Below are 11960 nucleotides of genomic sequence, written 5' to 3'. Positions count from 1 at the left end.
ATGAGCACCACCGCCACGCACGAGAGTGGCCCGGTGCTGGACTGGGCGGCCGGTCACGGACCCGTGACCGGCGCCCTGTCCGCCACCACCGGAGCCTTCGCCGTCGCCACCACCGGCGCCGCCACCCACATGCCCCCCGGCTGGGCCCTCGCCGTCGGCGCTGCCGGCGCTCTCGGACACACCATCGCCGGGATCCGGGTGCGCAATGCCGGCCGCACCCTCGCTACCCGCGCTGCCAGCTGGCTGGTGGGCGCTGGTTGGACTACCTGGGCCATGGCCTACGGGCCCCTGACCTGGGCCGCCCTCGGGTCGCTGGCAACGATCGGCGTCGGTATCGGCGCCACCGCTCGCTCGGTCGCTCTCTACGAGGAGGCTCGGGAGGAGGAGGCGATCGCCGCTGAGCAGCGGGCCATCGCCGCCGAGTTGTCGGCCGAGCGCCGGGCGATCGCTGCGGAGTGGGTGGAGCGGATTCAGCGGATCTGCCAGATCAAGGTGCGTGTCCTCGCGGTGGAGATGTGGCCCACCGCCACCGGATACTCCCTGGACTTGGAGCCGCAGGGCGGCATCACCTACGACCGCATCGCCCAGTACTCCGTGCAGCTCTCCGCGGACGCCCGCCTGCCGCACGGCTGCACCGCCACCGCGACCCCGGGTATCCACCAGGGGCGGGCCATCCTGGATGTGACCACGGTCAACGTCCTCAAAGACGACTGCCCTTACCCCGAGGACTACAGCCCCCTCTCGGTCCTGACCGGCCTGCCCTGGGGCGTCCGCACCAACGGCGACCCCGTCTCCGCCTACCTGCGGGAGCAGTGTGCTCTCGTGGTCGGCCCTACCGGGTCGGGCAAGACGAACATGATTCACACGATCCTCGCCGGGTTCGCCCGGGCCCAGGACGTGCTGACCTGGGTGATCGACCTCAACGCCGGCAGCGCCGGGCTGCCCTGGGTACTCCCGGCGCTGAACGGTGAGCTGAAGACCAGCGACGACAAGCCCGTACGCCCGGGTATCGACTGGCTCGCCTCCACTCACGCCGAAGCCCTGCTCATGCTCGACGCGGCGTTGGCCGTGGGGCTGCACCGCAAGAAGGCCTACCAGGAACTGCTGGCGAAAGCGGACACAGATCTCCTGCCGATCAGCGCGAAGATTCCTCAGATCCTGCTGGTCATTGATGAGGGTGCGGAGATCCTGACCAGCAGTGACCCTCAAACCAAGCAGCTCGCGAAGAAGATCCTTGAGGTCATCCGGATGCTGCGCGCCATGGGCATCCGCACCGTCCTCACCGCCCTCGGAGCCACCGGCAGCGTGCTCGGCAACCTGATGATCCGCCGGGAGGCCAAGGTCCGCGCTGCCCTGACGGGTGGCGAGACCGAGGGCATGGACCTGGGCAAGATGTTCCCCGGCCGCCGCGGGCTGCGGGTGGAGCAGGCCCCCTACAAGGGCGCCGGGTTCATGGGCACCCCCGAATCCCCGGCCGCGCTGTTCAAGGCATGGCGGATCAAGCCCAGCCAGATTCGCGAGATCACCGTCGCCACCTCCGACCGGCACCCCCGACTCGACACGGTGTCCGCCAGCGCGGCCGGGACGGCCTACGCCCGCCGCTGGGACAGCGACCGCACCGCATGGATGCACGACCTCACCCCCGCCAACGACACCGAGCAGGCAGACCAACATCCGGCGGGCGGGGCAGGCACGCTCAACCTGTCCGCGCTGCGCGGACAGGGAAACGAGAAGCCGTCACCGGATGAGGAGGTGCTGCGCCGGTTCCGGGCGCAGATCGACGCCGAGTTCGCCACCGCACCCGAACCCCACACCAACACCGAGCCGGGTCCGCCGGCCGGGACGGGTGGGCTGAACCTGTCGGCACTGCGCGGCGAGCAGGCCAACCCCGCGCAGCAGGCCGCGCTCGCCGCGCTGCTCGCCGCCGGCCGCGAGGGAACCGGGGCATCCGCGATCGCCCGCGCACTCGCCGACCCGTACGGCACGAACCGTCAGACGGTCGTCGGCTGGCTCAAGGCATGGACCGACGACGGCACCGCCATCCGCATCGGCGAGGGCACCAAGTCCCGCTACGTCCACCGCCAGCACGCACCGAAGGATCCGGGCGAGAGCTGATCGCTTGTCGCTTGTCACCCCCACGCGGACAGAAGCCGCCTAGGCCGCTCTGGAGGCCCGGAAACGGCTTGTGACCTGCAAGGCGACAAGCGACAAGACAAGACAAGCGACAAGCCGCACGACAAGCCAGACGACAAGCGACACGACAAGCAAGCAGCGGGCAGCACCCCCACCCGGCGGGTGCTGCCCGCCCTGTTTCCCGGGAGGCCCACGGTGATCGTGACCCTGTCCGCCGTCGCAGTCTTCGGGCTGCTGACCCTCGTCCTCATGCGCGGCCGCTACGTCGGCCCCCTCAGCGCCCTCGTGCTCTTCCTGTTCGGCTTCTTCACCGCCCGCACCGGCGCCGCCACACCCATCCAAGCCGTCTGCCGCGCCCTCGCCGACGCCGCCCGCCACCTCACCTGAGGGAGCCCCCATGAGCGACCACGACCAGCCCGCCGCCCGGCACCGCTGCCTGAGCGACGCCGAAGCCGCCGCCGAGGCCCGGCGCATCATCGCCGAGGCATGCCAGCCCGTGGCGCAGATACCGACCGCCTACCGCGACACCGTCCCGCTGCCCGCCTACGGCACCACGCCCCCGATCACGCAGCCCGAGAGCCGAATCGTCCCCGCCTGGGCCGCCGGAACCGCGGTCGCCGGCATCGGCGTGGGGGCGGCGTTCGTCGGCATCGGCTGCGCGATCTGGCTCGCCTGCCAAGGATTCGCCGCCGTGACCCTCACCAGCGTCCTGTTCATCACCCTCCCCATCGCCGCCCTCGCCGCCGTGATCACCGCGATCGGCTCCGCGGCGCGGGCCGTGAAGGCGACCCGCACGACGACGCACCACCACTACGCCGGACCGGTCCGGCAGGAGACCAACACGATCACCGCACCCGCGTACGGGCTGATCGCCCGCAACCGCAACGAACTCCGCCCCTGAGAGGACCGCATTCGCTACCGCGGTCGATCCGCCCCGGTGCGGGGGCGACCGTAAGGCCGCACTAGCCCCTCCCCCCTCTGCACCCACTTACGTCGTCAGGTGGTCTTTCCGTCGCTCACCCGGAAAGTGAAGCCAAGGAGATTGCAGTCGGAATACTTGTCGGTTTCTCCGTCGTAAAGGCAGGCCGAAGCCCAAATGGTGCTGTCTTCGTAGTAGTCATTGTTACAGATACCGGACGTACCGGCCCCGTGGCTCTGGATGCACGTACCGTTCCGGTACAGCTGACCGTTCCGGTAGTTGTACCACTTGACTGCCGCAGACTTTCCATCTGCCTTCGTGTCGATCAGGTACCAGAAGTCGCCGTCGGAATTGAAGGAAATCATTGCAGGTCCGTTGCCTGTGGGGCCAGCCATCTGCATCCACCAGCCGTCGGCCGTCTCGTTATACGACTTCCAGGTCTGCACAGCGTGATCAACCTCCCAACTAGTAGCGGAGGCAGTCCCCATGGAAAAGGTCATTGCCGCCGCAGCGGCAACTACCATGGTCGTCGTACGAAACGCAGCCTTGCGTGAAATCTTCATTTATACCCCTCAGTTCCGGACTCTTCGCTTCCCTTCACGAAGAGGTCATGAACCTGTCACATGACCTACATGGGCGGGAAGCTTCTTGAGCAACTTCTGAGGTTCGCGTCCTTTCAGGACCGCTTGATCGAAGACAGCCCTGCCGGGCGAGCGAGGCGACGATTCGGCCGTCCGGCACGCCCAGGTCGACGGCCCCGGGGCCAAGTAGTCCGGCCCAGCCCTATCGCGGGTCGGGCCAGACGGCCGGCACCACCTCCATCCTCGCCTCGTCGGTGAGGGTGACGCGGGCACCGGGCACGGAACCGTACTCCCTGACCCAGCACCGGAACTTGTCCCGCACGACCTTCGCACTGCCCCACCGGCCGGCCGCCGGCTTCGAGCAGCACGTGATAGCGGCCAGGATCGATCATGCGAGGCGGATCCTTCTGGACCGGTCTGACTCCCGGACGATCGCGCCCATCGTCGCTAGCCCGGCGACTTAGTAGTGGACGGAGGAGCGGCTGCGCATGCCGCCTCTCCGTGCTCGGTGGCAGCTACGCCAAGGGCGGCCCCCCATCCCGCCAGGAACCGGGGCCGCCCTTGCTCTCAGCACTCCCAAGAGAACTGGAGACCTCCAGCATGCCCGAACCTCCCAGCATCCTCACCGCCGACCTGTCCTGCCTGCCCCTGCTCGCCGCAGCACTGACAGCGGCCGAGCGCGGCTGGCCCGTCATCCCGCTACGCCCCAACGGCAAACGCCCCGCCGGGCACGCAGAGGAGTACTGCCCCGGCAACGGACGCTGCGCAGACGGCCACAAAACCCCCGAGCAGCGGGCCACCACCGACCCGAATCTGATCCACGCCGCATGGGCGCACCAGCCCTACAACGTCGGCATCGCTACCGGCCCGGCCGGGCTGCTCGTCATCGACCTGGACCCGGTCAAGCCGGAAGAGCCGAAAGGAGCGCCTGACGGCGCAACTTCCCTTGCGGCGCTCTGCGAGCGCACCGGGCAGGTGCTCCCCGCCACCTACCGGGTGCGGACCGCGCGCGGTGAACACCTCTACTTCACCGCCCCCGCCGGGGTGCGGCTGAAGTGCAGTGCGAACCGTCTCGGGCCGCACATCGACACCCGTGCGTGGGGCGGCTACGTAGTCGCCCCCGGCAGCACCACCCCCGCCGGCACCTACGAGGTAGCCGACGATGCACCGGTCGCGCCTCTCCCTGAGTGGCTGGCCGCGCTGCTCGCCGAGCCCGCCAGGCCCGCGACCGTCATTCCGGTGCAGCCCAGGGACGGCACCCGGGCCGCGCGCACCGCGCTGGAACGCGAATGCGCGGTCATCGCCGCGGCGGGCGAGGGCGGGCCGGACGGCCGCAACAATACCCTTCACAAGGGCGCCTGCAAGGTGGCCCGGTTCGTGGCGTGGGGCGACCTCCCGCGCGAGGTGGCGGAGCAGGCAATCCAGGGGGCGGGGGAGGCGACCGGACTCCCGCCGGCCGAGTGCCGCACGACCATCCGCAGCGCCATGGACTGGGTCATCGCCCACGCCACACCGCGGAAAGCCGCATGACCGGCCCCAACTCCCCCCACCTGGATTGCACAGCCCCCGCTCCCGCCGGGCCGCAAGCCGCTCCACAGCCCGTGCATTCACCGGCAGTTGGCGAGCCGAAAGAAGCCGCCCGGAAGGGCGTCGTCGCTGCTCTTAGCACTGACCGGTCATGGAACCGCGACGTACGGCCCGGCATCGATCCGACGCCGGAGCAGCCCGGTATTCGCATCTACGCCCCGCCGGTCTACCGCGACCACTACGACGGTGCTCGCCGGTCTACCCGCACCGCCCACGCGCCCACCGCCGCCTACGCCTGCACCTGCGGACAGACCGGCACCGCCCGGGGCGCCGACAAGGTGACCGTCCTGATCGCCGAGTACAGCGCCCACAAGGCCGCCTGCACGGGTGAGCCCGCACCGATTCTGGAAGGGAGGACCGCCGCATGACTGCCCCCGACACGGGATCGGATCTGTGGGAAGGGTTCGACCACATCGAGCCCGAGCAGATCACCGGCCCTGCCTGGGATGAACCCGTCCCCCTCAAGGCACGACCCGCCCTCCCCGCCTTCCCCGTCAACGCTCTGCCCGACTGGCTGGCCGCCATGGTGCAGGGAGTCGCTGAGGAGACCCAGACCCCGACCGACCTCGCCGGGTGCCTGGCGCTTGCCGCCATCGCCACGGCAGCCGGCGGGCGGGTGAAGGTGTGCGTGCGCGGGCATTGGCGCGAGCCGGTGAACATCTACACCGCCGTCGCGCTGGACCCCGGCAACCGCAAGTCCGCCGTGTTCGACCTGCTGATGCGGCCTTTGCTCGCCGCTGAGAAGGCCCTCATCGAGCTGTCGGGCCCGGCACGAGCCGAAGCCGAGACCACCCAGCGTCTGGCCAAGGCCGCAGCCGACAAGGCCGCCGCCAAGGCCGCGAACGCCGACCCCGAGCAACGCGGCCAACTGACTGCTGAGGCCGTCTCCCTGGCGCAGACGGCCGATGAGATGACGGTGCCCGCAGTGCCGCAGCTCGTGGCCGACGACGTCACGCCTGAGAACGTCGGCACGCTGCTCCACGAACAGGGCGGGCGGATCTCCTGCCTCAGCGCCGAAGGAGAGCTGTTCGACATTATCGCCGGCCGCTACACCGGTAAGCCCAACATGGGCATGTTCCTCAAAGGCCACGCAGGCGACATGATCCGCGTCAACCGCCAAGGCCGCGAAGCCCAGCACATCGACGCCCCGGCCGTCACCATCGGCCTGGCCGTCCAGCCCGAAGTGCTGGACGCCCTCAACCGGATCGACGGAGCCGACGGGCGCGGCCTGCTCGCCCGGTTCCTCTACTCCAAGCCCCTCTCCCTGGTCGGGCGGCGCAACCTCACCCCCGAGCTGCTCGACGAAGAAGTGGCCGCCACCTACGCCAAGCGGCTGGGCGGTCTCACGATCGCCCTCGCCGGATGGACCGACCCCGCTCTCCTGCAGCTCACCCCGGAAGCCGATGCGGTGCTGCTTGCCTTCCAGCGGGTCACGGAATCCCGGCTCGGTCCGGACGGCTCCCTGGCCCCCATCGTGAAGTGGGCGGCCAAGCGGGACGGGGCCGTGGCCCGCATCGCCGGACTGCTGCACCTGGCCGCCCACCCCGAGGACGGCTGGCACAAGCCCATCGCCGCCGCCACCATGGCCGCCGCAACCGAACTGGGCGACTACTTCACCGCCCACGCCCTGGACGTCTTCACCGTCATGAGCGCCGACCCCGCCCACGACGCAGCCCTAACCGTCCTGACCACCCTCGCCAGCAACCGGCCCGAGCAGTTCACCAAACGCCAGCTATTCCGGATGCTGCGCCGGGCCGACTTCCCCGCCATCGGCGACCTCGACCCCGCCCTGAGCCTGCTCGAAGAACACGGCTGGGTCCGCCAACTCCCCGCCCCACCACGCACCGGGCGCGGCGGGCGGCCACCCTCCCCGCGCTACGAAACCCACCCCCGCATCACCCGCGCCCTCTGACACAACCCCCAACCCGCTGACACAACCGACAGAACCCCCGGCGCAGGCCACTGACCTGCACAAACAACCATGATCGCCGTTTTGACAGAACTGAATTAAAACCTGACAGAACCTCCCCGGGCCCTGCTGAGCCGCGCTGACACAACGCCACCCAGGGAGGTTCTGTCAGCAAAAAATTCAGTTCTGTCAAAGATCATCAATGCCATGAAAGAGCACGTCAGCGGCCTGAACGGGAGGTTCTGTCATTTCTGTCAGCGGATCCCCCTTCCCGCCGAGGAGGCAAAGCCAGATGAGCACGGCCTCTCACACGGGCGCCGACCCGCGCGCCACACTGCGGGCCGGCCTCCCGGACCGGTATCTCACCCCAGACGACATCGCCGAGATGTTCGAGGTACCGAAGGAAACCGTCTACCAGTGGCGGAAGAAGCGCATCGGTCCTCCCGGCTTCCGTGTCGGCAAGTACGTCCGCTACGACCCGGCCGCCGTACGCGACTGGGTCGCCGAACGGAGCGCCATCGCCGACGCAGCCTGACGCGGCGACACACCGCACCGTCCAACTCTCCGGGGAGGGCCACAGGGTGGCCCTCCCCGACCCATGCCCAGAAGGGATCTCGCATTACATGGCTGGCCACATCCAAGACCGCTGGTACAAGACTGAGGGCGGCCCCGACGGTAAGTCTCGCCGAGTCAAAACCGACCGCTACGGGAACGGTATGCGTTACCGCGCCCGATACATCGGCCCCGACGGCAGTGAGAAGTCCAAGAGCTTTCCCGATCGACACCGGAGAGAGGCTGAACTTTGGCTGGCTCAAGTCCGCACAGACATGGAACGCGGCCAGTACATCGACCCTAAAAGTGCGCGCATGACCTTCCAGCAGTACGCCGAGCGGTGGGTTGCCTCCCAGACCATCGACTCCCTTGACACAGCAGAACGACAGATTCGGCTGCATGCCTTTCCGTACATTGGCTCAAGGCCTCTTGGCACTTTCCAGCCTGCTCACATCAGGACCTGGTTGCGGCAGATGAAGGACGCAGGGATTCCGGGCACCTACGCTGTCCATATTTACGGCAACGTGCGCGCTGTCCTCGCCGCAGCAGTTGACGATGGATTCCTCGCGCGGAACCCATGCAGCGCGAAGTCTGTCCGACCGCCGACGGCAGAAGCCAAGCGCGTCATTCCCTGGCTGCCAGAGCGCGTCTTTGGGATTCGTGCCGCCCTGCCTGAGCGCTACCAGGCCATGACAGATGTCGGTGCCGGATGCGGCCTGCGACAAGGCGAAATCTTCGGACTCGCCGCAGAGGCGGTGGACTTCGACGCCAACACCCTGCACGTCTTTCGCCAGGTGAAGTTGGTGCAAGGAGGAAAGCCGGTGTTCGCACCGCCCAAGTGCAACAAGGATCGGAATGTGCCGCTGCCAGCGGCTGTGGCTGACAGGCTGCAAGCCCACATGCTTCAGCACACACCGACCGAGGTCACTTTGCCGTGGAAGACGCTCGATGGCCCGCCTGTAACCTGCCGCCTGATCTTCACCGGGAAGTTCGGGGCCATCCGACGAGGCACCTTCAATGACTCTGTCTGGAAGCCCAGCCTGGTCGCTGCTGGTGTCATCCCTGAACGAGAGAGCGGCGAGCGGTACCCGGCGGCCCGAGAGCATGGCATGCATGCTCTGAGGCACTTCTATGCCTCGGTCCTGCTCGACGCAGGGGAGAACATTAAAGCTGTCAGTGAGTACCTGGGACACGCTGACCCCGCGATGACGCTTAGGGTTTACGCGCACCTCATGCCCAGCAGTCGCGATCGGGCCCGACGAGCCCTGGACACGGTGTTCCGAGATGCCGAGGCGAACGCCTGACGGCCCCTGGACGGCCCAGGAGGGCAGAGAAAGTCTCTTCCTGGCGGCGTCACCGCTGGTCAAAGGCTTCCAGCCCGGCTGTAGCGCTCAGAGGATCAACATGTGACGCGCCCGTGCCCGCGCCGTCCCTCAGAGGCTGCTGAGCAGTGCGTCGAGCGGGGCGGGCACCTGGTCGGCGTCGAGGGCCTCGACGAGGACGCGGCCGTAGTGGATCTTGCGGCCCTTCTTCGTGCCGAGGAAGCGCCGCAACTGCTGCCGGGAGGTGCGGCCTTGCTGGGCGGGCTGACGCAGGAACGTCTGCAGGGCCCGCTCGTCCCCCTCCGCCCCGATCAGCTCCGCCACCCGTGTCACGCCGAGTGCGCGGATGAGCTCGTCCTCCAGGTCGGCCGCGCAGACGAAGAATTCCTGCCGCGCCACATCGGCCCGCTCCCAGCCGCGGGCGTAGTAGCGACGCTCGGCCTCGTCGCACAGTCCGGTGAGGCGCAGGCCCAGACCGGGCGGTCCGAGGAGGCCGGCGAAGCGGCCGACGTTCATCGCGCCGCCCATCGACAGGACGCAGACTCCCTCGGCCGCCGGGTTCCGGCCACGGCGTGCGGCGAGAGCGCTCACCGCCGCGACGTCGCTCGGCCCTTCCAGGAGTACGACCGCCCCGACGGACAGCCGCGCGGCCAGCTCCCGTGCGGGGTCGCCGGGAGCACCGGCCGCCCATGCCGTGACCGCGTCCCGGAACTCCCCCATGTCAGCCATGGGACGAGTGTTCGCTCTCGACGGGTGCCACGCCAGGGAATTTCCGAGCTCAGTCCGTGGCGCGTTCCGCTGCGCTGCGTTCCACGCAGAACTCGTTGCCCTCGGGGTCCCGCAGTGTCACCCAGCCGGTGCCGTCGGGCCTGCGGTGGTCGCCCTGGAGCGTGGCGCCGAGTTCGAGCAGGCGCTCGACCTCCTCGTCCCGGGTGCGGTCCTGGGGCTGGAGATCCCAGTGCACGCGGTTCTTCACGGTCTTGCGGTCGTCGACCCTGACGAACAGCAAGGTGGCCGCCGGGGTCGTGACCAGCGCTTCGGGATCGCCCGGGAAGTCGTCGTCGGCGAGCGAGCCGTCCAGGGCCCTGGCCCAGAAGTCCCCGAGGGTGTAGGGGTCGGCGGCGTCGATGGTGATGTGGCGGATCAAGGAGGTCATGGCCGGTAATCCGATCATGAACACCTGACGCCGTCCAGGCGATTTCGGCTCGGTGCCGGCAGTGTCACCCTGCGCGTGGGTACCGCCGAACGGGTGACGGCTCACCGGGTGAACTCCGGCGGGACGGGGATGCCCGTCGCCGGGGCTGCGCCGAGGCGGTTTCCCCGGCCGTGCCGGGTGGCCGCACCAGCACCGGTGTTCGGCAACAGGGTCACGGAGCGTGGCCGGTCAGGTCGGGCCGAGCGGTCCGGGCCGCGCTATCAGGGGGATATGAGACAGTCCCGCACAGCGTCCCGCGTGTCCTCGGTCCTCCTCGCCGCCGTGTGCACCGTCGCCGGTCCGGCGACCGCGCGTCCGGCGCCCGGCCCGGCAGCCCTGGCCTACGTGGCGCTCGGCGACTCCTACTCGTCGGGTGTCGGGGCCGGCGACTACCTCTCCGCCGGCCTGTCCTGCCTGCGCAGCACCCGGTCGTACCCCGCCCTGTGGGCCGCGGCCCACGCGCCGTCCTCGTTCAGCTTCACCGCGTGCAACGGCGCGCACACCGGCGACGTGCTGAAGAAGCAACTCGGCCCGCTGGGGCCGCGCACCGGACTGGTCAGCCTCACGGTCGGCGGCAGCGACTCGGGCTTCGCGAGGGTCATGGCCACCTGCGCGCTGCCCGGCCGGACCGCCTGCCTGTCCGCCATCACCGCGGCCCGCTCGTTCGTGGCGGGCACCCTGCCGGGCAATCTCGAGGTGCTGTACTCGGCCATCAGGGCCAAGGCGCCGGCCGCGCGTGTCGTGGTGCTCGGCTACCCGCACTTCTACCAGCTCCACGGCGGCTGTTCGCGCGGTCTCCAGGACGTGGAGCGGGCCGCCCTCAACGACGCCGTGGACGGCCTGAACGCGGTGATCGCCGCCCGTGCGGTCGCCCACGGGTTCACGTTCGCGGACGCCCGGACCGCCTTCGCCGGGCACGAGATCTGTTCGGCGAACCCGTGGATGCGCAGCGTCGACTGGCTGGATCCCATGCAGTCGTACCACCCGACGGCCCCCGGGCAGTCCCTCGGCTATCTGCCCCTGCTCAGCGGCGCGGTGTGAGCCCGGCGCCGCGAGCCCCGCTGTGTCCGCGCACGAGGGGTGCGCGGGTCAGCGGGCCGGGCGGCAGCTGTGCCGGGCTGACCCGTTCGCCCAGCACCTCCGCGCGGGCATCGGCATCTGGGTCGCCTCCTTCATGGGCCTGCTGCTGGTCTACGGCCTCAACACCTGGCTGCCCAAGCTGATGAACGACGCCGGCTACCCCGTCCCCACGTCCGTCACCCAGCTGCTGATCCTGAACGTCGACGGAGTGGCCGGCCTGGTGCTGGGCGGATTCGTCGCCGACCGGCGCGGGATCAAGCTCACCACGCTCGGCTGGTTCGCGATCTCGGTGGTCATGCTGGCCGCCCTCAGCGTCAGGATGGGCAGCGACCTGCTGCTCGACACCGTCGTCTTCCTCACCGGTGTGTTCGTCTTCTCCGCGCAGGTGCTCGTGTACGCCTACGTGACGAACTACTACCCGGCGTCCGTCCGGGGCACCGCGCTCGGCTCGGCGTCCGGTATCGGCCGCATCGGCTCCATCGTCGGCCCGTCGATCACGGGTGCGCTGGTCACCGCCGGGGTCGGGCACCCGTGGGGCTTCTACTTCTTCGCCGCCGTGGCCGCCCTCGCCTGTCTGGCCGTCCTCACCCTGCCGGCCCATGCCCGCGGCACGGAACAGGAGGCCGTCGAACCCGCCGTCTGACCCGGTCGCTCCCGGGAGAGCCGGCCCGGCCGCCCTGTC

Annotated in this window: 11 protein-coding genes and 2 pseudogenes; 10 read left to right on the top strand and 3 right to left on the bottom strand. The window is 69.4% G+C overall.

Annotated elements, in window-relative coordinates:
- The 3 genes from BLW57_RS36910 to BLW57_RS36900 all read left to right on the top strand — a co-directional run bounded on the left by BLW57_RS36910 (position 1) and on the right by BLW57_RS36900 (position 3034).
- Positions 1-2115: a hypothetical protein gene (locus tag BLW57_RS36910; protein ID WP_093480031.1), complete on the top strand. Its 2115-nt coding sequence runs from the start codon at positions 1-3 to the stop codon at positions 2113-2115.
- 213 nt (positions 2116-2328) lie between these two features.
- Positions 2329-2520 (top strand): hypothetical protein, encoded by a 192-nt coding sequence (locus tag BLW57_RS36905; protein ID WP_093480030.1) that lies wholly within the window; start codon positions 2329-2331, stop codon positions 2518-2520.
- 10 nt (positions 2521-2530) lie between these two features.
- Entirely contained in the window at positions 2531-3034 is a 504-nt protein-coding gene (locus BLW57_RS36900; protein WP_093480029.1) for a hypothetical protein, read from the top strand.
- A 95-nt stretch (positions 3035-3129) separates the two neighbouring features.
- Here the strand turns inward: BLW57_RS36900 and BLW57_RS41010 are convergent, their stop codons facing one another.
- The gene (locus BLW57_RS41010) at positions 3130-3615 is read right to left on the bottom strand and encodes a hypothetical protein (RefSeq protein WP_143051637.1); all 486 of its coding nucleotides are present in this window, start codon (positions 3613-3615) and stop codon (positions 3130-3132) included.
- Between the two features lie 618 nt (positions 3616-4233).
- Here BLW57_RS41010 and BLW57_RS36890 point away from each other — a divergent pair.
- From BLW57_RS36890 to BLW57_RS36870, 5 genes are all read left to right on the top strand, one after another.
- The gene (locus BLW57_RS36890; RefSeq protein WP_093480027.1) at positions 4234-5163 is read left to right on the top strand and encodes a bifunctional DNA primase/polymerase; all 930 of its coding nucleotides are present in this window, start codon (positions 4234-4236) and stop codon (positions 5161-5163) included.
- Positions 5160-5588, top strand: a complete 429-nt coding sequence (locus BLW57_RS36885) for a hypothetical protein (protein WP_256339697.1) — start codon at positions 5160-5162, stop codon at positions 5586-5588. The genes BLW57_RS36890 and BLW57_RS36885 overlap by 4 nt, the downstream gene beginning before the upstream one ends.
- Positions 5585-7132: a YfjI family protein gene (locus BLW57_RS36880; RefSeq protein ID WP_093480026.1), complete on the top strand. Its 1548-nt coding sequence runs from the start codon at positions 5585-5587 to the stop codon at positions 7130-7132. The genes BLW57_RS36885 and BLW57_RS36880 overlap by 4 nt, the downstream gene beginning before the upstream one ends.
- Positions 7133-7421: 289 nt before the next feature.
- Positions 7422-7664: a helix-turn-helix transcriptional regulator gene (locus tag BLW57_RS36875; protein WP_093480025.1), complete on the top strand. Its 243-nt coding sequence runs from the start codon at positions 7422-7424 to the stop codon at positions 7662-7664.
- Between the two features lie 88 nt (positions 7665-7752).
- Positions 7753-8985 carry a tyrosine-type recombinase/integrase gene (locus BLW57_RS36870; RefSeq protein WP_093480024.1) on the top strand — a complete coding sequence of 411 codons (1233 nt, stop codon included), beginning with the start codon at positions 7753-7755 and terminating at the stop codon, positions 8983-8985.
- Between the two features lie 129 nt (positions 8986-9114).
- On the opposite strand, the gene BLW57_RS36865 is transcribed toward BLW57_RS36870, so the two are convergent.
- Positions 9115-9732 carry a TOPRIM nucleotidyl transferase/hydrolase domain-containing protein gene (locus BLW57_RS36865; protein ID WP_093480023.1) on the bottom strand — a complete coding sequence of 206 codons (618 nt, stop codon included), beginning with the start codon at positions 9730-9732 and terminating at the stop codon, positions 9115-9117.
- 58 nt (positions 9733-9790) lie between these two features.
- Positions 9791-10159, bottom strand: a pseudogene (locus BLW57_RS36860) (VOC family protein); the annotation flags it as partial.
- A gap of 270 nt (positions 10160-10429) precedes the next feature.
- Between BLW57_RS36860 and BLW57_RS36855 the strand changes: the two are divergent.
- Both BLW57_RS36855 and BLW57_RS36850 read left to right on the top strand, forming a co-directional pair.
- Positions 10430-11239, top strand: a complete 810-nt coding sequence (locus BLW57_RS36855) for an SGNH/GDSL hydrolase family protein (RefSeq protein WP_093480021.1) — start codon at positions 10430-10432, stop codon at positions 11237-11239.
- A gap of 34 nt (positions 11240-11273) precedes the next feature.
- Positions 11274-11921: pseudogene (locus tag BLW57_RS36850) on the top strand (MFS transporter); the annotation flags it as partial.
- Between the last annotated feature and the right edge of the window lie 39 nt (positions 11922-11960).

This window comes from Streptomyces sp. 1222.5 (assembly GCF_900105245.1).
GTDB lineage: Bacteria > Actinomycetota > Actinomycetes > Streptomycetales > Streptomycetaceae > Streptomyces > Streptomyces albidocamelliae.
Note: the sequence above shows the minus strand (reverse complement) of the source record. Positions and strands in the feature narration are given on the sequence as shown.